Source organism: Exiguobacterium profundum, assembly GCF_001909285.1.
In the GTDB taxonomy this organism is placed as follows: domain Bacteria; phylum Bacillota; class Bacilli; order Exiguobacteriales; family Exiguobacteriaceae; genus Exiguobacterium; species Exiguobacterium profundum.
In genome coordinates this window covers 1194024-1216654 of sequence record NZ_MRSV01000001.1, presented here as the reverse complement: position 1 = coordinate 1216654, position 22631 = coordinate 1194024, and the positions used below count along the sequence as shown (strand labels likewise).

Annotated in this window: 25 protein-coding genes and 1 pseudogene; 10 read left to right on the top strand and 16 right to left on the bottom strand. The window is 44.2% G+C overall.

Annotated elements, in window-relative coordinates; translation table 11 throughout:
* The first annotated feature begins 149 nt into the window (after positions 1-149).
* The 9 genes from BBB58_RS06395 (at position 150) to BBB58_RS06355 (ending at position 6458) form a co-directional block, all read left to right on the top strand.
* On the top strand, positions 150-596 hold the full coding sequence (locus BBB58_RS06395; protein ID WP_244150693.1) for a competence protein ComK: 447 nt from the start codon (positions 150-152) through the stop codon (positions 594-596).
* Positions 597-670: 74 nt separating this feature from the next.
* Entirely contained in the window at positions 671-2416 is a 1746-nt protein-coding gene (locus tag BBB58_RS06390; RefSeq protein WP_074036254.1) for a hypothetical protein, read from the top strand.
* A 9-nt stretch (positions 2417-2425) separates the two neighbouring features.
* Positions 2426-2716 (top strand): EscU/YscU/HrcU family type III secretion system export apparatus switch protein, encoded by a 291-nt coding sequence (locus BBB58_RS06385; protein ID WP_074036252.1) that lies wholly within the window; start codon positions 2426-2428, stop codon positions 2714-2716.
* Entirely contained in the window at positions 2713-3093 is a 381-nt protein-coding gene (locus BBB58_RS06380; protein WP_074036250.1) for a flagellar protein FliS, read from the top strand. The genes BBB58_RS06385 and BBB58_RS06380 overlap by 4 nt, the downstream gene beginning before the upstream one ends.
* The gene (locus BBB58_RS06375) at positions 3077-3979 is read left to right on the top strand and encodes a flagellin N-terminal helical domain-containing protein (protein WP_074036248.1); all 903 of its coding nucleotides are present in this window, start codon (positions 3077-3079) and stop codon (positions 3977-3979) included. The genes BBB58_RS06380 and BBB58_RS06375 overlap by 17 nt, the downstream gene beginning before the upstream one ends.
* A 24-nt stretch (positions 3980-4003) precedes the next feature.
* Positions 4004-4447 (top strand): YaaR family protein, encoded by a 444-nt coding sequence (locus BBB58_RS06370; protein WP_074036246.1) that lies wholly within the window; start codon positions 4004-4006, stop codon positions 4445-4447.
* Between the two features lie 9 nt (positions 4448-4456).
* Positions 4457-5122 (top strand): DUF2225 domain-containing protein, encoded by a 666-nt coding sequence (locus BBB58_RS06365; protein WP_074036244.1) that lies wholly within the window; start codon positions 4457-4459, stop codon positions 5120-5122.
* 263 nt (positions 5123-5385) lie between these two features.
* Positions 5386-5886 carry a DUF1572 family protein gene (locus tag BBB58_RS06360; RefSeq protein ID WP_074036242.1) on the top strand — a complete coding sequence of 167 codons (501 nt, stop codon included), beginning with the start codon at positions 5386-5388 and terminating at the stop codon, positions 5884-5886.
* Between the two features lie 98 nt (positions 5887-5984).
* The gene (locus BBB58_RS06355) at positions 5985-6458 is read left to right on the top strand and encodes an AraC family transcriptional regulator (protein ID WP_074036240.1); all 474 of its coding nucleotides are present in this window, start codon (positions 5985-5987) and stop codon (positions 6456-6458) included.
* Between the two features lie 149 nt (positions 6459-6607).
* Here the strand turns inward: BBB58_RS06355 and BBB58_RS06350 are convergent, their stop codons facing one another.
* Entirely contained in the window at positions 6608-7240 is a 633-nt protein-coding gene (locus BBB58_RS06350) for a DUF5068 domain-containing protein (protein WP_244150692.1), read from the bottom strand.
* Between the two features lie 137 nt (positions 7241-7377).
* Positions 7378-7563 carry a hypothetical protein gene (locus BBB58_RS06345; protein ID WP_012726958.1) on the bottom strand — a complete coding sequence of 62 codons (186 nt, stop codon included), beginning with the start codon at positions 7561-7563 and terminating at the stop codon, positions 7378-7380.
* A gap of 159 nt (positions 7564-7722) precedes the next feature.
* Between BBB58_RS06345 and BBB58_RS06340 the strand changes: the two genes are divergently transcribed.
* Positions 7723-8100 carry a DUF3021 family protein gene (locus BBB58_RS06340; protein WP_074036238.1) on the top strand — a complete coding sequence of 126 codons (378 nt, stop codon included), beginning with the start codon at positions 7723-7725 and terminating at the stop codon, positions 8098-8100.
* Between the two features lie 34 nt (positions 8101-8134).
* On the opposite strand, the gene fliT is transcribed toward BBB58_RS06340, so the two are convergent.
* The 14 genes and pseudogenes from fliT to BBB58_RS06265 all read right to left on the bottom strand — a co-directional run bounded on the left by fliT (position 8135) and on the right by BBB58_RS06265 (position 22623).
* Positions 8135-8488 (bottom strand): flagellar protein FliT, encoded by a 354-nt coding sequence (gene fliT / locus BBB58_RS06335; RefSeq protein WP_074036236.1) that lies wholly within the window; start codon positions 8486-8488, stop codon positions 8135-8137.
* On the bottom strand, positions 8485-8859 hold the full coding sequence (gene fliS, locus BBB58_RS06330) for a flagellar export chaperone FliS (protein WP_074036234.1): 375 nt from the start codon (positions 8857-8859) through the stop codon (positions 8485-8487). The genes fliT and fliS overlap by 4 nt, the downstream gene beginning before the upstream one ends.
* Before the next feature lie 14 nt (positions 8860-8873).
* The gene (gene fliD, locus BBB58_RS06325) at positions 8874-10895 is read right to left on the bottom strand and encodes a flagellar filament capping protein FliD (RefSeq protein WP_084543050.1); all 2022 of its coding nucleotides are present in this window, start codon (positions 10893-10895) and stop codon (positions 8874-8876) included.
* Positions 10896-11028: 133 nt separating this feature from the next.
* Positions 11029-12072, bottom strand: a pseudogene (gene pseI / locus BBB58_RS06315) (pseudaminic acid synthase).
* Positions 12073-12101: 29 nt separating this feature from the next.
* Positions 12102-12944 carry a methionyl-tRNA formyltransferase gene (locus BBB58_RS06310; RefSeq protein WP_074036232.1) on the bottom strand — a complete coding sequence of 281 codons (843 nt, stop codon included), beginning with the start codon at positions 12942-12944 and terminating at the stop codon, positions 12102-12104.
* Positions 12945-12958: 14 nt separating this feature from the next.
* On the bottom strand, positions 12959-13930 hold the full coding sequence (locus tag BBB58_RS06305; RefSeq protein WP_074036230.1) for a PseG/SpsG family protein: 972 nt from the start codon (positions 13928-13930) through the stop codon (positions 12959-12961).
* A 29-nt stretch (positions 13931-13959) separates the two neighbouring features.
* Positions 13960-14697 carry a cytidylyltransferase domain-containing protein gene (locus BBB58_RS06300; RefSeq protein WP_244150691.1) on the bottom strand — a complete coding sequence of 246 codons (738 nt, stop codon included), beginning with the start codon at positions 14695-14697 and terminating at the stop codon, positions 13960-13962.
* A gap of 3 nt (positions 14698-14700) precedes the next feature.
* A complete protein-coding gene (gene pseC / locus BBB58_RS06295) occupies positions 14701-15873 on the bottom strand; it encodes a UDP-4-amino-4,6-dideoxy-N-acetyl-beta-L-altrosamine transaminase (RefSeq protein ID WP_074036228.1) in 1173 nt (390 codons plus the stop codon).
* Between the two features lie 41 nt (positions 15874-15914).
* Entirely contained in the window at positions 15915-16880 is a 966-nt protein-coding gene (gene pseB / locus BBB58_RS06290) for a UDP-N-acetylglucosamine 4,6-dehydratase (inverting) (protein WP_074036226.1), read from the bottom strand.
* Between the two features lie 59 nt (positions 16881-16939).
* Complete coding sequence (locus BBB58_RS06285; protein WP_074036224.1) at positions 16940-18841, bottom strand: motility associated factor glycosyltransferase family protein; 1902 nt, start codon at positions 18839-18841, stop codon at positions 16940-16942.
* Positions 18842-18985: 144 nt separating this feature from the next.
* Positions 18986-19810, bottom strand: a complete 825-nt coding sequence (locus tag BBB58_RS06280; protein WP_074036222.1) for a flagellin N-terminal helical domain-containing protein — start codon at positions 19808-19810, stop codon at positions 18986-18988.
* Between the two features lie 236 nt (positions 19811-20046).
* Positions 20047-21339 carry a methyl-accepting chemotaxis protein gene (locus BBB58_RS06275; protein WP_074036220.1) on the bottom strand — a complete coding sequence of 431 codons (1293 nt, stop codon included), beginning with the start codon at positions 21337-21339 and terminating at the stop codon, positions 20047-20049.
* A 122-nt stretch (positions 21340-21461) separates the two neighbouring features.
* On the bottom strand, positions 21462-21785 hold the full coding sequence (locus BBB58_RS06270; RefSeq protein WP_074036219.1) for a hypothetical protein: 324 nt from the start codon (positions 21783-21785) through the stop codon (positions 21462-21464).
* 10 nt (positions 21786-21795) lie between these two features.
* Positions 21796-22623, bottom strand: a complete 828-nt coding sequence (locus BBB58_RS06265) for a GNAT family N-acetyltransferase (RefSeq protein WP_074036217.1) — start codon at positions 22621-22623, stop codon at positions 21796-21798.
* Between the last annotated feature and the right edge of the window lie 8 nt (positions 22624-22631).

Sequence of the window (22631 nt, the reverse complement as noted above, 5' to 3'; positions counted from 1 at the left end):
TTTACATTTTTTGTGATATATCATTGAAGGGACGATTTAGGTTTGTGCCGTTTGTCTTTAGCCGATCCTGAAAATCTAATACGAGGAGGATGGTGCAGCGTATGCGCTCCTAAAATTCTGAGGAAAAATATCGCATCACAAAGCGAACCGTGGCGATTCTCCCTTGCTTTGACATCATGAAGCAGTCACGGATCATTCTCGAGGATGGCACCGAGATTTCAACCCCGCTCCGGCCGTACCAGTTGTTGCAACTTTCTTGCCGCCAGTACAACAGCTCGATCGAGGAAAGAATCTTCATCGCCAAACGCGTCGCCGGCGTAAAAGGGAAAGTCCCTGTCGTGATTGAACCGACAACTGGACTCGTCTTCTTCCCGACGAAGTCTCCAAAACGAGACGATTGTGAATGGTATGCCTGGTCCCATATTCGAGACATACTGAACATTGAGGGTGAGCCGAACGGGCTTGTCCTCACGACTGATGGACATCAAATCCAAACGAACGCAACACCGTACGTCCTCCGGAACCAGCTCAAAGCGACAGGTGAACTTGTCGCCCGGTTCCAACAATTGAACGCGAGCCCCGTGCTCGAGTCCTGACACGCCTTCCGTCGAAAAGACGGAAGGTTTTTTTCTTTTGTATCGCTTCATTTTTTTAAAAAGAGGTCGATATTATGGTCGAGGTGACAAACATGCAAATTCAAGCCCAAGCGACCGCCGTCAGTTCGGTCTTACCAGGCATCCAGACGAACCGGACGTACAAGGCCGAACTCGTCAAACAAACAGGACCCGACTCCGCGATTGTCAAGATCAACGGTGAAGAAGTCGAGGTCACATTTAAAGATGGGCTTCCGAAAACGAACCCGTTCCAAGTGACGCTCGCCGAACAGGACGGCGTCTTGATGGCGACCGTCGTTCCTCCAAAGGAAGAGACACTTGAATCCGCACCACCTGCGTCCGCGTCGTCAAAGCTTGATGCGAAGATTCAGACGCTCCTCGCTTCCCTTCCACCTGAAGTACGAAGCGCGGTCAGCCGTCTGCTACAATCCGGACGCTTGCCGATGAACGAAGACACGGTACGCCTTCTCGAGACGGCGTTCAAAGGGGACATGCGGGACGTCATCCTACATTTGAAGACGCTCGACACTCCGACCGTTCCTCGTGAGATGGCTCGGGAAATCGCCGTCCTCTCTTTGAACGAAGCGAAACAACAGATCACACCGCCGGCGCCGAACGCTCCTTACCCACAAAAAGAGCGGTATGTCGAACTCGTCAATCTGTCACGTCCCGTGAGTGAACGCGTCACGCCGACACCGGAAACGATTGACCGGGTCATCCGTGACCTCACGCCGACGACACCGATATCATCGCGTCCGATTGAATCTGAATCGCGCCAAGCGATGCCGCTTCCTCCAATCAACGGGAAGCAAGTGATGGTGAAGGAAGTGACGTCACATCTAGCGACCGTCACGAACACGTTCCGAAACGAGCAGGCGACCGTCACGAAACAACTCGGACAAGTTGCTACGTTGATCGAGACGAACCCGCATGCGGCACGCCCTGCCCTCGAGACCGTCTCGACCCGTCTGACACAACTCGTCCAAAAGACGGACGCCTTGCTTCATACCGACGTGACTCAAGAGAAGCAATTGGTCGCCATGACGGCCAAACTCGACGTCGCGTTGTCGTTGCTTGCGACGAAACCACAAGAGAGTGCGACACTCGTCAAAGAGGTCCGAGCGGCACTGAATGATTTCCGTTATGCGCCGAACCAGACACGCATCGAATATATCCCACACGGGGCGACACGTGCCGGCGAGATGCCGACCGTCGCGCCACTCAAGCTCGATTCGACATTATCTGGACGACACATCCAGGAAGTAGCGCAACGTGTGCAGACACAGGCACAGCTCGCCCAAGCGACGTCCAATACGCCGACATCAGCTTTATCGGTACGTGGAGATACGACGAACCCCGAGGCGCAACGCCTCGCCTCGTTCTTCCAAGTCCAACAGACGCTCAACCGCCTTGATGGCGGTCAGCTCCATCAACTCTTGTTCGCCCTACCGGCAAAAGTTCAAGAGATCGACACCGGAATCCATGTTCATATCCAAAACCGGGAGGCCGGGGACGTTGTCGACTGGGAGAACAGTGTCCTCTACATTCGTTTAGAGACCCCACGTCTTGGAGAAATTGGTGTCAAACTCGAAGCAAAAGATCGAAACCTCCGACTCACACTCGAGCACGACGATTCGACGGTCGAGCGACTCGCTCGTCCCCTTCTCGGGAAAATCGAACAAACGCTCGAGACGATTGGATATAAGAGTGTGACGACCCAGTTCAAACCGCTCACGAAAGCTGATCGTGTCATCGAAGAGCCTACGATAGCACCGACGACAGGATATGACTTTAGAATTTAGGAGGTCCCGATGTACCAACGCATGGATTTGACGAAACGTAAGACGGCCGCGGTCGTCCGCTATGATGAAACGACGGATAAAGCGCCCGTCATCGTCGCCCGCGGGACCGGAGCCATCGCTGAAAAGATTTTACAGGAAGCACGTGCCCGAGGAGTAGCGGTCGAGAACGACCATTCCTTGCTTGGCCATTTGCTCGACCTTGACCTAGGAGACGCCATCCCACCCCAACTTTATGATGTGATGGCAGAAGTGTTGTTGTTGATAGAGGAACTTGATTCGATCAAAGGAGAACAAAGATGAATTCAACCCAATTATATGAAATGAGGCCGGAAGAGCTGACTCAGGCGATGCTTCACGCACTCGTCTATCACTATAAACATGCGCAAGATTCGACGATTGCCGAACGAAACCGTCATCTTCGTCAAGCCCGTGAACTTTTAGTCAAACTTCACCAAGGACTCCATGACGGCGGCGGGATTATCGCGGCTCAACTGGATGAAATTTATCTATATATGGCAAACGCCAGCGTCGAAGCTATCATCGACAAGGATAAGGAAAAAATCGCCGAACTACATACGCTCGCAAGCGACCTCGATCAAACATGGGGTGAAGCAATGGAGCGTGCCAAGACCCAACCTGTCACGACTGGAGGAAACCGTTATGAAAATTACGAATAACGTCCAAGCATTAAAAGCGTATACATCTCTTTCCCTGAATCAAACGTCAATGAAAAAAACGATGGATCGCCTCTCAAGTGGGATTCGCATCAACAAGGCATCTGATGATGCGGCAGGACTCGCCATCTCAGAGAAAATGCGGATGCGCCTCGACTCGCTCTCGATGGCAGAACGCAACACGCTCGACAGTATCTCACTCACGCAGACACTCGAAGGCGGGATGAACGAAACACACGCCCTTCTCCAACGGATGCGTGAATTATCGGTTCAATCAGCAAATGGAACGCTCAGTGAAGACGACGCCAAAGCTGTCCAGGAAGAAATTAACGCGTTGACTGCCGAAGTGACACGAATTGCCGAAACGACGGAATTCAACTCAAAGAAAATTATGAATGGCGAATACATGCAAGGCAATAATACGTTATTCTTCCAAATCGGTGCAGGTAACAATGAAGCCGTCATCTTAAATGTGGAAGATATGCGGGCGCATGCACTCAATATCACGATGACGACACCCGGTGGCGGAGAACTTCCTACCGTCGACCATGACAACGATTCGACGACACCCACTGAAACGTATTATGCATTGAGTGTATTGACACCTGAGGATGCGGGTGATGCCATTTCGAAATTCGATGCAGCCATCAACAAAGTGTCACTCGAACGTTCAAAACTCGGAGCCATCCAAAATCGCTTGGAGGCGAACGTCAGCGTCGTCGCCATCGGCTCAGAAAACTTAACGGCGTCTGAGTCACGAATACGTGATGCCGACATGGCCCGTGAAATGATGGACTTCGCACGTCTAAACATTTTGAACCAGTCCGGCATGGCGATGATTGCCCAGTCGAACGCATTGCCGCAAGGCGTGTTACAATTATTGAACTAACCTAAAGAAAGGACGGTTGCCCATATGGACATTCGTCGCATCATGGAGACGCAATCGCTCCTCGGCTCAAGTAAGGCAAAGCGCGCCGAAGTCGAACCCGGTGTCTCCTTCCAAAATGTGATCGGTCAGAAGCGCGAAGATCGAGAGCATGAACGCTTCCAACGTCAAATCGCCGCGATTCATGAACAAGGAGAACTTCTAGCTGAAAGTCAGACCGTCGAAGCGCTTGCCGAATACAAACAAATGATTAAAGACTTTATGAAAGAGGCCGTTGACGCGGCACTCCGTCTCGAAGATAAACGCGGATTCAATCGCCGCGGGCGCGCGAAGATTTATAAGGTCGTCGAACAAGTCGACCAAAAACTCCTCGCGCTGACAGATCAGGTCATCTCGGGTGAGGCCTCTCGCCTTTCCCTACTCGACCAAGTCGGTGAAATTCGCGGATTGCTCGTCAATGTCTATGTGTGAGGTGTCGAGATGGCAGAACATTTGTTTTTGAAGAAAGTCAAATGTCCGTATTGTTTACAAGAAAGTAAGACGAACCGTGTCTTATCACGTCACATCCGTCCACTCGAAGTTGAGAAGGATGGCTACACAACGTATGATGGACCGAATCCTTATTTATACGAACCGACCGTCTGTGACAATTGTCACCTCGTCTTTCACGACTCGTTCGACAAGGTGCGCAAACATAACCGAGAAGCGCTTGAGACGAACTACTTCAATCAAGTGAATCCGGATGTGTTGAAAGGCGACCGTTCATATGAGCACGTCATCCTTCTCTATAAGTTCGCCGTCATGACGGCCCAGTTGAGCGGACAAAAACCATCTGTCATCGCTATGCTCGGGATGCGAATCGTATGGATGTACCGATTGATCGGGGATGCAGCGTCTGAAAAGGAATGGATGCAGCGGACGCTCGATAAATACAATGAGGTGCAAGAAGCGTATACGGACCCGATTCGGACCGGATTACCGTACGACCAGCTCATGTTGCGGATTGCCGATTTGTCGGCCGCGCTCGACTACTACGAGGACGCGCGCCGCTGGTATGGGATTCTCTTAAGCAGTAAAGAAGTATCGGAGCGCATCCGAAACCAGGCCCGTGATCATTGGGAAGAGTTTCGATTGGAACATGCCTAATCAGAAGTGTGGGACCTTGTGTCTCACACTATTTGAATACAAAAAATCGCACTCATCCACTCACATTCAAACGCAATCGGCACAATTGATGAATAAGAGATCCACACAACATTGACTACCCAGTACCCTCATGTCGACTATGCGGTGACGTCTTGCAGGATGTATCACATGGAATCTCAATTGCTATAACATTAATTTAATTTTTAGTGGGATAGATATGGGGTATATTCAAAGCAGATACATACGAAGAGGAGGATCTTTTCATGTTTGAAACGCAATATCTCGATACCGTACGTGCTACGTTTAAAAGCCAGAAACAACTCGCTGAGCGTGCGCTCGTCCAAGTGAGTGAAGAGGACCTGCACAAGACACTTGCGCCGGACACACTCTCGCTCGCCCTGATCATCCAGCACATGGCGAATAACATGAAGTCGCGTTGGACCGATTTTTTGACGACAGACGGCGAGAAGCCGGACCGTGACCGGGACGCCGAGTTCGAGGACCAGCAGCTATCCCGTGCGGAGCTCATGAAGGTTTGGGACGAGCGTTGGCAACTGTTGGATAATGTCTTAGCTGATTTGACACCAGATGACTTAGGGAAGAACGTGATGATTCGAGGGGAAGCGCATTCCGTGATTGACGCGATCGAACGTCAAGTGTCGCATTATGGGTATCATGTCGGACAAATCGTCTATCTGTCGAAGCTATTCGCCGGGAGCGACTGGAATGTGTTGTCGATTCCGTTGCCGCATCAGCGTAAATAATAATTCCTGTTGCAACACTTCAACGAGATATTATTTCAATGAAGCACTTTTTTGTACATCAAGACAATTGAATCAGTCAACTTAATGGGGGTTACAAAATGGATATGACTTTAAAGCAATTGCCTGAGACTGAAATTGCATTTATCAGACGTACGGGTAGCTATTTTGAACCACAAGAACATTGGGGGAAATTAATACATTGGGCGACGGAACACAACCTTTACCCTCCATCAAGTCAATTTATCGGTATTTCATTAGATAATCCGAACGATGTTGATCCTCATGAATGTAGACATGATGCTTGTGTCACAGTTCCTAAAAACTTTGATAAAACAGGGCACGGGGAGATACAATTTAAAATGCTAGAAGGTGGTCAATACATCGTGCACCATTTCTACGATACTCCAGAAAAACTGAGTGAGACGTATAAATATATTTTTGAAGAATGGTTACCAGAACGCGAATATTCAGTGGACGAATCTAGAAATACCTTGGAGTTCAATTTGAACAATCCAGCTGAAGATCCCGACGGAAAATCTAAAGTCGATTTATATGTACCCATTAAGAATTAAGATTAAAAAAAAAGAAAAAATTAAGATACAAGGAACTCTCAAAATATGAGAATCCCTTCTCATATTCTCTATGCTAACTACTATGCTTATTGTGTAGTAATAATCAACCATGAGACTAGGCGTACCGATTTTATTCGGCACGCCTACTCTTATTTCGTCACGTTAATTGTATATTCGTAGCGGTCTTCTGCCACTTTGTCGAAGTTCTCGTTGAATGGTCCATCGATGACGACTTTCAAGTCCGTCAGCTCTTCTGGTTTTGCTTTCACGAAGAAGAGGACGTTCCCTTCTTTCTTCACCTTTCCTAAAAATTCTCCACCGACGTCATCTGAGAACCATAAGTCCGAAGACACCTGCTCCCCTGTGTTCGTCACCAGTGTCGCCTGGTTCGGATGGAAGCTCATCGTCTCGTCGACCGTATTCTCGACCAACATGTTCATCGCGACGACCGTCACCTCTTCTTGTCCATCGAATGAGTCGCTATAAGCTTCTGCGACCGTGAGGCGTGACGTCTGTACTTTGTCGATGGCGAATTGAATCGGACCCATCGTCTCCGTGACCGTGAGTGCCTTATTCTTCATGTAGATCTTGTTCGTACCGAGTTCACTTTCTTGGACGTCCGCCTCTTCAGCAGTCGTCTCCTCTGGTACGTTCGCTTCCGCCTCTGCCACTTCTTCCGTATCCGTCGCAGTCGTCTTCAGTTCGTCTGCTTCCCCACAACCGACAAGTAGTGCGAGCGGTACCGCCACCAGTAAGCCAAATCGTTTCATGTTCATCTTCATCTTCATCTCTCCCTTTTCTTAATCCAAGTGATGTTGTGTTAAGACGAATATAACGAATTGACAGACGGTACCGTATTAAGAAAAAGTTCCAGGTAAAATAAAAGTCAAGGTCCATAATCGGACCTTGACATGTATACTTATCCTCTTGATTTCAGCTCTTCTTCCTCGTACGGGTCGGGACGATCCTCAAACGGCGTATCGTCCTCGACGTACGCCTCGAGTTTCGGGTCCCGTTCGACGTATTCATCGTACGCTCCCTCTGGACCATAGACGAAATAACGGCGCTTCCGTGACGATATCGGTTTGGACTCTTTCTCACGCATCTCGTTTCCCTCCTCTTTCCAGAAAAGAAGCAACGGCTACATTGATGTTTACCCGATTATAGCGGAAAACAGACGTCATTTCATCTATACCCTTTGTATGAAACTTTTCCTTTCCACAGCCGTATACATTTACAACGATTCGATGAAAGGAAGATTCATATGCAAATATTGAAAAAAGGAATACTACGGAGTCTCATTTGGTCGCTGCCATTCGCGATACTTGCTCTCTATCAAGGGTGGTCAGGGAATGCAGAGGCTGTGCATGGAATGTTTATCTACGCAGGAGTCGCCTTCTTCCTCGGGCTCACAAGCGTTATTTATGAAGTCAAACAGTGGTCGTTCAAGAAACAAATCTTCATTCATTGGGGCGTTATGCACGTGACAATCCTACCACTTCTCTGGTTCGGTCAATCTACGCCAATCACATCGCTTCAAGATGCCGCACGTCTCTATTTAAACTTCACGGTGAGTGGTCTGATTTTATTTACCGCTTCTTATTTCATCATCCGGATGCGTCGACAAGTCAAAGCCTCTTAACACAAAAGCTCGAAGGCATATGCCCTCGAGCTTTTTACGTCTGTTGGTCGAACAGACCGGAAAAGTTAGAATCGACGTCTTCATATGGGTCGACATACGATTTGACCGTCTTTCGTTCCATCCGGGCTGTCCCGAGCGTCATCCCTAGACGCTGGTGTTCAGCTTCAATTAGACGAGAAATCTTTTGACTGTCGTCGACGAGTTGCCTGAGGACCTTTTGATCGGCTTTTTCCAAATCGGGACCGTGTGCTGCGAGCAACTGTTCCCGATCATCCAAGAGCTCATGGATTTGTTCCATCCATGTATCATACGTCGGTTCTTCCGGGACTTGTGCGAGCAGTTCTTTCAAGCGTTGCGTCTTTAAGATGATTTCATCAATCGGTCTCATGACTGCTTCGCGAGTTTCATCGCTTCCTTCCACGTATCACGTAGTTCGGTCGTAAAATCAAGTACCTCGTCAAGGATAGCTGTATCGTTCTTGACGTTCGCATCAACGAGGCGGCGCCACATGTAGTCATAGAGCGAATCTAAGTTCGCTGAGACAGCGATGTCTTTATTGAGTGTCAGACGAAGTTCCCGAAAGATAGCTTGCGTCTTTTGAATGTTGACGTTCTTTAAATCAGGGTTACCTTGATCGATTGCAAGCTTGGCGAGGCGCATGAACTTGAGCGCTCCGTCATAAAGCATAAGCGTCAGTTCCTGTGGATTTGCGGTCGTGACCGCATTGTTTTGATATGCTGCATATGGATTGGCTACCATTTAAACTCCTCCTCTTACATGCCTCCGCCTAAAAACTGTGACAGCGATGCCGCTTGAGCATTCGCTTGGTTCATCGCTGTTTCCATCGCTGTGAAACGACGGTAATAGGCGTTTTCTTTATCGACGAGTAAATCATTTAACCGCTTGATACGCGAATCAATATCGGTCATTTCTTTCCCCATCGAATGGGTTTGTGCGCCAGAACCTTCCGCTCCTGCGATTCGTGTAATCGTATCGCGCGAATCTTTGGCAGCATCTCGGATTTGTGGCAATAATCCAGTTTCAGCATCTGTAAACAACTGATATACTTGCTCCGGATCTTTTTCGATAGCCGCTTTCAGCTTCTCTTCATTGAGTTCGATTTTACCACCATTGGTGAAATCCGCTCCAGTCGAAAGACCGATTTGGAACAATCGTGACATCTCGACGTCATTCGATGCAGCTGTAGCACCCGACCACTTGCTCCGAAGATTGTCCATGGTTCCGCGTAAAATCGTATCACCGCGGAGCATACCGCTCATCGCTTTTTTTTTCCACTTCTTGATTTCGTCTTCAGATAACTCATCACGTTGAGCTTGAGTCAACGGTGAAAACGAACGGAATCGTTCTTCTCGTGTCTTTTTGTTCATGAGGTCGATGGTCTCATTGTATTTATCAACGAACCCTTTAATTCCGTCAAAGATTTTTTGAGTGTCTGTCGCAGAGGACAAGTTTACTTTAGTGCCATCATTGAATGAGGACTTCAATGTGATGGTCATATTATCAATCGTAAAGGTGTTTGAACTTTGGGTCAACGTAATGCCGTTCACATCCACAGATGCATTCGTCCCGGCTACGGATCCATTTAAACCAAATAGTGCTTTAGCTGCAGTGCCTTCAAATTCGATAATCGATTTCACGCCCGTGTCTTTACGTGTTAATGAAATCTGCCCTGAAGTTTGATCAAAGAACGCACTAATTCCCGTCTTCGTGCCATTCAACGCGGTAACGAGATCTTTAAACTTAGCATTCTCATCAACATATACTGTCTGTAAAGCTCCACCGTCTTCATTACGGAAACGAACTTGATAGCCAGCTTCATACACGACTTGTGCACCTTCAGGGATTGTCACTCCACTATCGAACGTAATCTTCCCAGTTGCCGCATCGTACGTATGTGCTAACGAAATCGCATTACCATCTTTATCCGTAAAAGTTGGCGGATTATTCGGTAGCGGTTTCACTACGAGTTCAGTTGTTCCCGCAGTTAACGTTTGTTTCCGAATACCAACCTCCAACCCGAGTGTCGAAACTGCCGTGTCATTTGTGATGCCTCCACCATTTGCCACCGCTACATGAGAAGCCGAGGTAGCCAACGTCGCTGAATTGATAGTAAGCGAAGCGTTTCCACTTGATGGACCTGCAACGACAGATACACGCGATTCATCAGAGGATGAAGCCGTTTTTGCGTAATAGTTTCGGCTGAACATCATATCGACCGCGCTGTTTCGTAATGCTAACAGTGAACGGTTGACCTCACGATAAGAGTCACGCCGCCATTCGGTCAATTGTTTTTTCTGTTCTAAACGATCTACTGGAATTCGTTCTGCTTGCATCATTTGTTTAATGATACTATCGGTATCGATCCCACTGGCTAATCCGCCAAATCGAATTGGTGATGTCATATGCCCACTCCTTTTTTTTTTTCGTTCGTCGAATAAATGATTAAACTCCATAAACGCCGCAAAGAAATCCATTGATTTTTTACTTGGGATTTCACGGATTACTTCATTGTTCGCATCGACGATTTGAATATAATAATCATTCAGTTTTTCGTGCTTCATAAATTTCAAGCCGGTACGTTGCTTTTCAAGGACTTGATTCGCCTTCTCGACCGCTGCCTCTAACTTTGTAATGTGTTGAGGCGTCGGAAGAATAACAATACCTTCATCGGCGAGTTGAGTTTGATTGGCCTCAACGAACACATTTTTAGTTTGCTCATACGGTAATACAGAAGAAGGCAAGTGAAGTCTGACTTCAGAAATGGTCGGATTCATAGTCTTCTACTCCCTCACATGTTATGGTCTCATTTCTTATATCGGTCAAAATACTTTTTCCTTAAGTTTCTTCTTCTTTCTCACACATAATAAAGAGGCGACGTAACCGCCGCCTCGACAATCATCTTATTTACTAAATCAAATCCCAACTCATTGGTGTTCCACGCTCGATATCTTTTCTTGCCACTTTACCAAGAATGGAATCGATATGTTTCGGAGCCAATCCATGTCCCGGACGAATTGACCTGACATGTTCAGTCGTGAAGACTTCCCCAGCTTGAATATCTTTCACAACAAATAAAGAACGTGCGAACTCACGATTCTTCACTTTTTTTTTTTTTTATTGATAGTCGACGCGCCCTAGTGCTTGTTCCGCTTCTCGAACAGCATCGACCATCGCTTTAAACTCATGAGGCTCTAAAGAAAAACTAGCGTCTGGGCCACCAATTGATTTATCTAAAATAAAATGTTTTTCAATCACCTTCGCTCCCAATGCAACGGACACAATCGGTGCAGTGATTCCAAGCGTGTGATCCGACAATCCGACTTCGACACCGAAAGTCTCTTTCATATTTTGCATCGTTACGAGATTCGCATCCTCAATTTTTGCTGGATAGGCTGACGTACATTTCAATAATATGATTTGCTCGTTTCCAACTTTACGACAAACGGATACTGCATCTTCAATTTCTTGAAGCGTTGCAATTCCAGTTGAAATGATGATTGGTTTGTTCTTGGAGGCAACATATTCTATGAGTGGTAAATCAGTGATTTCAAATGAAGCGATTTTGTATGCAGGTACCTGTAAGCTTTCTAATAAATCCACAGCAGTAGGGTCGAAAGGACTTGAAAAACAAACGATATCCAACTCTTTTGCATAGTCCATTAACTCTTTATGCCACTCCCACGGTGTATAGGCCTCTTGGTACAAGTCATAAAGTGTGCGACCATCCCAAATCGTACCACTTTTAATTGTAAAATATTCTTTACTTGATTGGATGGTAATGGTGTCAGGAGTATAAGTTTGTAACTTAATTGCATCTGCACCAGAATCCTTTGCAGCTTTTATTGTATCAAGTGCGAGCTGAATATCTTGATTATGGTTCGCCGATAATTCCGCGATAATAAATGTACTTTTAGAATTCTTTGTAAAAATATCTTGAATATTAATAGGCATTCTTATACACACCTCGTAGTTAATCACATTTAAATAATTTCATAGTCAACTATTTTTAAAACATTGTCTTTACACCGTACATAGTAGTCACTATCGATTTTCTCAATTACGCCAATATTGTCCAAGTTACTTATTGAATCAGAGCATTGAATTACTTTATGAATAATTATCTTACTGCCATTCTTCAAATAATAATAAGCACCTGGATATGGTTTAGCTTGTGCTCTCACAAAATTAATTACTTCAAAAGTATTTTTAAAAAAATCTATGTAGCCCATTTCAGGAGTTCTTCTTCCAAAGTAACTTCCTTGACTTTCATTCTGTACTTTAGGCAATATTCCACTCTGTATATCTGTCAAAGAGTCCAATAGTAAGTCCGGGTATTCTTTTTTAAACTTTATCAACAAGTCATACCCAGTATCATCTTCCTCAATTTTAATTCGTATCTGCTTAATTATATTTCCAGTATCTACACCTTCGTCAATTAAGTGTGAAGTAACACCGCTGTATGTTTCGCCATTTATGATACTCCAAACGTGTGGGGTTCTTCCTCTATATTTTGGTAATAATGACCCATGAAGGTTTATAGCCACCTCCACAGAATTAATGATTTTAGAAGGTAAAATATATCTGTAATTTACACTCACTAGATAGATAGAATTCTCGATTAAGATTTGTTCCAGTAGCTTATTTCCTTCTTTCCTTACATCTATATAGGAATAGGGAATATTATTAACTTCACAGTATGAATCCACACTATGCTCACTCATGTCTTTATGAGTTAATACAAACACAACATCATACTTGTTTTGAATTAAAGTATCTAAACAAACTTTTCCTAGTTTACCAAAACCACAAAATATCATCCTCATTACAACAAACACCTCTACTTTAACAATCGATCAACTATTCTCTTACATCCACGACCATCAATTAAACCTTTTGATCTATGATAGAACTCTAATCTACTGTCATAAGTTTTTAAGCGATTAATCTCAAAAAGTAAGATTTCAATCCAAAAAGGATCATCTGAGTCAATCAAACAATTAATTACATTGAAATCAAACAATCCATTTATATTGTTTTGTTGATTTTCAGCAGTTTTGATTGGTATGAAAGGAGTATTCGTAGCAGTTAATTCATATACAGTTTGTCCAGCAGCAGTAATAGAAAAATCGGAATCAATCATTAACTCTTTCATTTCATAAGCACTTGCATTATTAATAATATTTACATTCTCGATTCTATTTTCGTCTATAAGTTCAGGACTGCTTTTTCCGTTCCCTAACACTATATCAAAAGAGAATAATGGAAAATGGGGAATTACTTTCTTGATTATTTCTTCTGTCAATCCTTTTGCGTCTGATCCACCTAGAGTAACAAGGACTTTTTTTTTTTTCTCATTAATGATTCGTTCTCGCTTGTTAGTGAATTCTTTACGCAAAATAATATAATCTGGTCCGCTCAGTTCATTCTCGTTATTTTTAACTGATGATTCTTTGATTAATGCAGGAGTCAAAGTAATTCCTTTTGGATAATTTAGTCTATTGTAATCATCAATATACATACAATTAACTGATTTTAACTTAATATATTCAAGCACTTCTATATCAGCAATATATGAATCAATGATGCAATATGTTTGGTCAAATGAATTCCTTTCAAGATAGGATAAAGATAACCAATCAGCTATCTCATATTCTTTATTGGATAACATTTCAATTCTTTCTAAATCGGTATTAACAATGAGTTTTGCATTCAATCCCCTCAATACAATTTCATCATATAATGCACTACATCTAGAAATATGACCAAATCCGTTATCGTTTCCACCCTCAGTGAAAATTATAATATTCATACAAATACATATCCTTTGTCAGATCTACATTAATATTTTTTTTTTTTTTTATGAGAATTGATGATACTTAGATCTGGGTTATTTTCCAATAGATTTAAAATTTCAGATAAATAAAATGAGTGAGTTCCTGTATAAAGTTTCTTATATATGCTTGTAATCAGTTCTAAGTCTTCTTCAGTATCTAAAGTCAATCGATAGTTCGATGCATTTATTGGGTTAATATGATGATATACATTTTGACTTTTTTCATACATATAGGGTGTAACATGTTCTATATGATAATCTTCACTATGGTTATTAAATGCATCGCTTAGTAATTCACTCGAGAAAATTTCAATATCTAAACCTCGTGGAAATGTTCTTTTACTCAAATCCTGGCCCGCATTTGTTACAATGTCGTATCGATTATTATGATACGTTTCAATCATTTGGTCTATTACGAAAGGATCTATCAAGGGACAATCTGAAGTGATTCGAATCACCACATCAGCTTCGGCTTCCATAGCTGCCTCATAGTATCGACTCAGTACGTTATCTGAACTTCCTCGATACACACGAACACCATATCGCTTTGCTTCCTCCGACAATACATCGTCTTCACTCAAAGTTGTCGTTGCAACGATGATTTCATCAATTAATTTCGCTTGTTTTACTCGAGTAATCACATGGTCAAGCACCGTGCGACCTTGCAGTTTAATCAATACTTTCCCAGGAAGCCTCGTTGAGCCCATCCGTGCTTGAATAATCGCCACCGTTTTCATAGCCATTTTTCACTTCCCATATCGTTTTAACACTTTTTTCACCGCATCGATCACATCGTACACATCTTCCTCAGTCATCGCAGGAAATAGAGGGAGTGTAATGATATCTTCATATAGCGTTTCTGCGTGTGGACAAATCCCTTTTTCATACCCTAGCTCTTGATAATATGGCATCCAATGAACAGGAATATAGTGGACGTTGACTCCAATGTTTTCATTTAATAAGGCCTCAAATAGTTCTTTCCGTGAACCGTTTAACCGGTTTTGATTTAAGCGAATGATATATAAGTGCCAGCTGGACTCTCCACTTTCATCTTGATGCGGTATCGTAATTTCAGATAACTCGCGAAATGCCTCATTATATAAAGAAACATAGTATTTTCGTAACTCAATAAATCGTTCAATCTTCTTCAATTGGCTTGTTCCAAGGACAGCTTGAATATCTGTCATTCGATAAAAGAAACCCAAAAACTGCATTTCGTAGTACCAAGGACCATGGTGATCAACTAACTGTTCAGCACTTTTTGTAATTCCATGGGTCCGAAATTGTAATAATTTACGATAATACACTTCATCATTTGTCGTGATGATTCCACCTTCACCCGAAGTAATATGTTTAACAGGATGAAAACTAAACATCGTCATATCACTTAGTGCACCGATTCGTTTCCCTTGATAGGTGGCACCTAACGCATGAGCCGCATCTTCAATGACGACTAAGTCATGTTGTTCGGCAATTCGATGAATCTCCTGCATCGCTGCAGGTTGACCTGTAAAGTGGACAGGGATGATGGCTTTTGTGCGTGGAGTGATGGCTTGTTCAATCGCATTCGGGTCTAAGTTATACGTCGTTGGATCAATGTCAGCAAATACAGGTATTCCTTTTTGATAAAGAACACAATTCGCACTAGCTGCAAATGTCATCGGAGTGGTAATTACTTCATCCCCTTCACCAATTCCTGCTGCAAAACAGGCACCGTGTAGGGCGGCCGTCCCATTAGAAAAGGAGACAGCATATCGAGCTCCAACATACTGAGCGATTGCTTGTTCAAACTCATCAACAGCAGGACCAGTTGTTAAAAAGTCACCTCGTAACGTGTCGACCACAGCTTGAATATCTTCTTCATCGATCCATTGTCTGCCATAAGGCAGAAACGTGTTTCTTACAGGTTGATCAATCACTCTAAACTTACTCTCATCAAAAAATGACTATGCCGTCTTCCTCACTTCACTAACTCTCTTAATTCATCGACCGATAGCCACTGATTGTTTACATTACTGACGTATGTAAACCCTTCTGGTAACGACTTTCCACCATTTGAATACTCTGCACTCCACCAAGGGAACTCAGGTTGAATGACAAAATAATCGTCGTACTCTAACGTGTGCCGTGCATCATCTTCCGTAATCATTGCCTCATGTAATTTCTCACCTGGACGAATCCCCACAATTTTGATGTCGCACTCAGGAGCAATCGCCTCAGCCAAATCAAGAATCGACATACTTGGGATTTTCGGAATAAAAATCTCTCCACCGTTCATACGTGTCAAACTATCGATAACAAACTGGACACCTTGGTCTAATGTAATCCAAAAGCGAGTCATCCGATCATCGGTCACTGGAATGACTGTTGCTCCGTCTTGCTTCAACTTCTTGAAGAATGGTACAACGCTGCCTCGGCTTCCGACGACATTACCGTATCGGACGACAGCAAATCGTGTGTCTTTATCCCCGGCATATGAGTTACCAGCGACAAACAATTTATCTGATGCCAATTTAGTTGCACCATACAAGTTAATCGGACTTGCAGCCTTATCCGTACTTAGTGCGATAACTTTTTTGACACCACGATCAATAGCCGCTTCAATAATATTTTGAGCACCATGAATATTTGTTTTCACGGCCTCGAATGGATTATACTCGCAAGCTCCGACATGCTTGAGCGCCGCGGCATGGATGACAATATCCACTCCATCAAATGCACGATAAAGGCGTTCTTTATCACGAACATCCCCAATGAAGAAACGAATGCGGGGATCGGTAAATTCTTGTGCCATTTCATATTGTTTTAACTCATCACGACTAAATACGATGACCTTTTTTTTTTTTTGTTTTAATACGGCGGAGATGAATTTTTTCCCAAAAGATCCTGTACCACCCGTGACTAAAATTGTCTGATTTGTAAACATGCTTATATACTTCCTCTCTCATGCACAATGTCTAATAAATATATGATTGGCGCTACTTGTTACTTAATGGTTTCTGCATACGCTTGTTTTATCGTGTGAAGTTGAGTTTGTAGTTCTTGAATCGACTCAAACATTCGCGACAAAATCGAAAGACGTAATGCACTCGTTCGATTATATCGATTATGGAATTTAATTTTATTTTGAATGATTAATAAATTGACGAGTTGAAGCGGCATGATATGTGTGCGGAAAGATGGCGCTTCAATCATCGCATCCCAATCCCGTAGCATTTTTTCAAACTCATCGATGGTGACCGCTTTTTGATTTATAGCGCGACCCAATCGTTTTTCAAGCATTTGCAATCGTTCGCTCACACTATCAAGTAATTGTTGTACATGCTCAATCGGGACATTCAATTCTGATTCTTTGACTTGTTCAAGTTTCTGTTTTTGAATCGGTGTGGTGTGGAGCCTTTCAAGGGATTGATACGAAACTCCCTCAATTCGAGCACCTTTCTCCGCGTAGTTGACTAGTTTTTCTTTTAATCCGAGCTGTGACTTGATTAATGCTTGGTAACTAGTTAAAAAACCAAATAAGATTGGTGTGGTTTTCCCCATCTCACCATTATTCAATGGTACGTCATATAACGTTTTAGTGAACTGACCATCGTTTGAAGAAGCTTGTTTGACCGAAGCACTATAATATTCACCTTCTCGCAATGCTAAATCTTGTCCGATCAATCCAATTGAATCAAAGTCCAAATAGTTCGCAAATGCAACCGCTGCTAACGCCACCGTAGGGTACGTACTGAAAACTATTTTTGTATAAGGTAGCAAATCTTGTGTAATCTTGGCATCAGCATAAGGGACAAGTAACCCCTTTGCTCGTTGTGGAATCTGATGATTCACTTGTAACGAATAGACAAGTGGGACATCAATTTCAATATCGTTGAAGAAATGAGCGTTAGCTTCACCAGCGTCAATCGATATGACAAAGTCCGGTCGGATTTCATTCTCCAGTAAAACTTTAACTGTCTGACCAATCGCAATGATATAGTAAGCGTGCTGAGCCTGTTTAAGATAAGGGATTGCATCTTCTAGTGAAGGCCCCCCTGCAATCATTAGCGCATGGCTTCCTTTATATTTATGTTTGAGACAATCGATGTTAAAAAGACGATCTGAATGCCGGTTTAGGTAGCTCGCATTTTGAAACGATTCTTGATACCAGCTCTCCGTGTACACTTTACGTGTCGTTAAATCAATTCGACTTTCGCTCAAATAATTTCGAACCAATTTTAATAATTCAAGTAACGTTTTTGTATCCTCATAAAGTGGATGTTTAATAACTTCCGTTTTCAAACCAATAAACGATTGAAACTTTGATTGCAATAACGTTTTATAATCGTCTTGCGAATCAAGAAAAGACAAGACTGAATCACTTTTAATATTTGACGGTAAGTTGAGGGGATCAATCGTCAAGACATGATATTGTTTTATCAATTCAGCATGAAACAGCCCACTTCCATACCCTAAAAGGATAATAGCTTCCGTGTCATCAGCAATCTCGGCTCGCAACCGCTCAAACTCTAAAAGCGTTTCACTCACAAAATAGTGGCTACTATCGTTCTGCTTTATAAGAGCCATCTCGTTCTCATGATAGCGGAACGGGAAGACGATTTGATTCTGATGTTCTACTTCTATTAATGCTTCATATTCTGTAATTAATAATTGCAAATTATCATAGACAACATTGACATACAGTTGTAAATTCTCTTTCTTGATGGCTTGGAGATCCGATACATGTTCTACTGTACGAATTCCATTAGAATGAATATTTTCGCCAAATAGTCGAATGATTCCCACAATCTCGTCGAGGACATCCCACTTTTCGTTTTCAACTAAGAGGACAACTTGATTTGAGATGTCCCGAAGCTCTTTTACGATGTTTCGCAGTTGTGACATAAGGTACTCCTTTATGTTTTAAAAGTTCATCTGTATATAGTATACAATTTCAATATATGAATATCGATAGACTGACAAATTTATTTAAAAAAAGGGAAACAGACTTTATGTCCGTTTCCCTTTTTATATGGTTTTAAATGAATCTTAACGTAACAACTGAAGTACAGCTTGTGGCTGTTGGTTCGCTTGAGCAAGCATTGCTTGTGCAGCTTGGTTCAAGATGTTGTTTTTCGTGAAGTTCATCATTTCTTTCGCCATATCTACGTCACGTACACGTGATTCAGCAGCTTGAAGGTTTTCAGCTCCAACGTTCAAGTTGTTGATTGTGTGCTCAAGACGGTTTTGTGTTGCCCCGAGTTTCGCACGCTCAGAAGATACAGTTTCAATTGCGTTGTTGATAACAGTGATTGCGCTGTTAGCACCTGTTTGTGTTTCGATGTCAACTGTATCAACAGAAAGACCAGTAGCTGTCATATCTGAAAGTTCAAGTGTAATGTTTTGTCCTGAGTTCGCACCGATATGGAACTTAAGACCGTTTGCAGCACCTGAGAAATCACCATTCATCAAAGTCTTCGTGTTGAACTCAGTGTTGTTCGCGATACGCGAAATTTCACTTGTCAACTCTGTTACTTCTTTTTGAAGCTCTTCACGGTCTGTTTGTGTGTTCGTGTCGTTTGACGATTGAACAGCGAGTTCACGCATACGTTGAAGGATAGAGTGTGTTTCGTTCAATGCACCTTCAGCTGTTTGGATGAGTGAGATTCCGTCTTGTGCGTTACGTGACGCTTGATCAAGACCGCGAATTTGTCCACGCATTTTTTTAGAGATTGCAAGACCAGCAGCGTCATCGCCAGCACGGTTGATGCGAAGACCTGAAGAAAGTTTCTCCATTGCCTTCCCAGAGTTAGTTGTGTTGAACGCCATGTTGCGGTGTGCGTTCATTGCGTTAAGGTTGTGGTTGATAATCATTGTAATTTCCCTCCATAGGTTTGAGTTTTTCCGCTCTTCCAAATCCGTTTGTCCGAGCATGTAAGGTTTAGGCCGGCCCCTCACCTTACATTTGTTGGAACGTTTTATCGTTTCCATACTCTATATCGGAGTGAAGGCTCGGCAGTTTAGTCTTTTTACAACTTTTTTTATTTTTTCTTCAAATTTTATATTTATGTAATGAAAAACGCCCCATCATTGGGACGTTTTCAACCTTCTTACACTTCTACTTTCATCTGTTCCGTCTCATTCTGCAAACTCTCTGCGACGCGAACGAGCTCTGACATCGCCCCGTTCACTTCACCAAGACTTGCCGCTTGCTGGCTCGCCGCTGATGTCACTTCATTCGCATAACGCGATGCTTCTTCGACCATGCCAACGATGCCCGCCGAGTTTGTCACAACCGAATCGATCTGACCACGTGACTCATCAAGGAGTGAATCGACCGAATGGACATGACTGTATACTTCATTTGCGGAATTGTGAATCGATGCGAACGCACCACCTGCTTTTTTAACTAAACCGACACCTGTCTCCACTTCTGCTTTGACGTTCGCCATTGAAGACGATGTATCGCCAACGAGACGCTTCACGTCTACGATGAGATCCGTGATTTCTTGAGTCGAGTTCGCTGTTTGTTCCGCGAGTTTTTTCACTTCTGCCGCAACGACAGCGAATCCACGCCCATGCTCTCCGGCACGTGCCGCTTCAATCGATGCGTTCAAGGCAAGCAAGTTTGTCTGTGCTGAGATGTCACTAATAACATCCGTGATACGTGAGATCTCGCCTGTCATTTCCGTCAACTGGCTGTTGAGCGTCGATGACTGTTCGACTTTCCCGGCAATCGCATGCATCGCATGAACTGAAGACGAGGCAAGACCTTTCCCGCTCTCTGCTTCCTGTTGCATCTCGCTCGCCGAATCAAGCGCCGATGACATCTCTTGGCGGATGCTCTCCATCGTACGCGCGACCGCTCCGAGCAAGTCCATCGAGTTATATGTCGCACTGACGTTATCTTCTAACATCTTGTTGAGAGAATCCATCGCAGAACGGATACTTTCTCCTGCAACGTTCCCTTCTTGAACTGAAGCTGCAATTTCCTGTGCCGAACCCGTCAATTGGTCAGCCGTGTAACGCATGTTCGTGCCTTGTTCCCGAAGGTGTTCGACCATGTTGTCCATCGACAAGAGCAAACGTCCCATCTCTGAACGATCTGTCGTCTTCTCGTCGGCGAAGTGCACCGTCAAATCACCATTCCCGACTTCGACAGCTTTTTCAGAAGCCATCTCGACCGCTTTCAGTGGACGACGGGCAATCAAGTAAATGACGATTCCGCCGAGTGATGAGATGAGTAATGCCACGACCGTACCGACGAGCATGACTTGACCTTGTTCCATCTCGAGTTCCGTCAAGAGTAATAGGGTGATGTAACCGACCGCTCCGCCCGTGATAAAGGACGTGACCAAAATCCACGCGAGCAATTGCGTCGTAAAGTTTTTAAATACTTTCACTGTTTGTTCCTCCTCATTGTGTTCATCACTTACTATATCGTCCAATTTCCAATGAATGTATAGCGTTTTCAGTTGAACGTTTGGTCAATGAAAAAACGTACTCCGTCAAGGAGTACGTTTCATCAAAATGCTTCATCGTCACGTTCAACATGGATCACACGGCGTGGTGTCGTCGCCGCATCAATTGCGAGCGCGATGGCAGCCGCCCAGTGTAGCATCATCCCGACAAATGGAATGAAGCCGAGCACCGAGGCCGCAATTCCGACCGCCGCACCGTAAGAGAAGCGACTCAATCGACTGAACGAAAGAATCAACACGATCACGTGGTAGACGAACATGAAACCGAGGGGCGAATAGCCCATTCCGATGATGAAGAGACCGCCAAGAAGCGGAATCCCGAGGAAGGCTTCAAACGCCGCGCCGAGCCATTTCAGATTTTTCACCATGTGGTTCACCTCACACTTCAATCATATAAAACTCATAGCCACCATTCTCCGCAAAACCGGCACGTTTATAAATCTCGAGCGCCGCCTTGTTTTCCGTCTCGACATCGAGCTCGACTTTCGTCCGGCCCATGCGGAACAGTTGTTGGACCATCTGTTTCAACATTTTCGTACCGTAGCCTTTGCCTTGTTCGCCTGCTTTGACCCCGAACGCATGGATGCTTGCCGCATCATCCCCAGTGAGAAGGGCGCGAATCACACCGATCGGTTTGCCGTCCACTTCACCGATATACGTCACGCGGTCTGGCGTATCGATTTGTTGATAGATGTTTTCCGTCACATCGACCGGATCTCCGAACGCCTCGCTGAGCGTCGCGATGATGAGCGGACGGTCGTCTGCTGTCGCCTCACGTAGCGATACCTCGTCCGGCTTCAAGAAGAGTTCCGCTTTTTTCAAGACGAGATTGTATTCCGAGAACTGATACGCCGCCTGAAGATGCTCGAGCACCGCTTTCCCGGATGCCGAGTTTCGGTCGATGACGAACGTGAATGCTTCGCAACCGTTCAACTTCGCGTCTTGTTTTGCCGTTTCGAGTAGTGCCGTGAAGACACTTTGTTTCCGGTATTCAGGATGGACAAGCGCATTCACTTCATACTCGTTCGGAAGATACGGGAAAAGCATGAGATAACCAACGAGCGTCTCCCCGTCATATACCGCATAGTCGTTCTGCCCGACCGACTCATGCCCAACCTTTACATCGATTTTGTCGTTTGCGTTGACCGCTTGTTCTAACGCCTTGACGTCATCTGCCTGTCTTACTTCTTCTACTGTCCAATTCATTCATATCA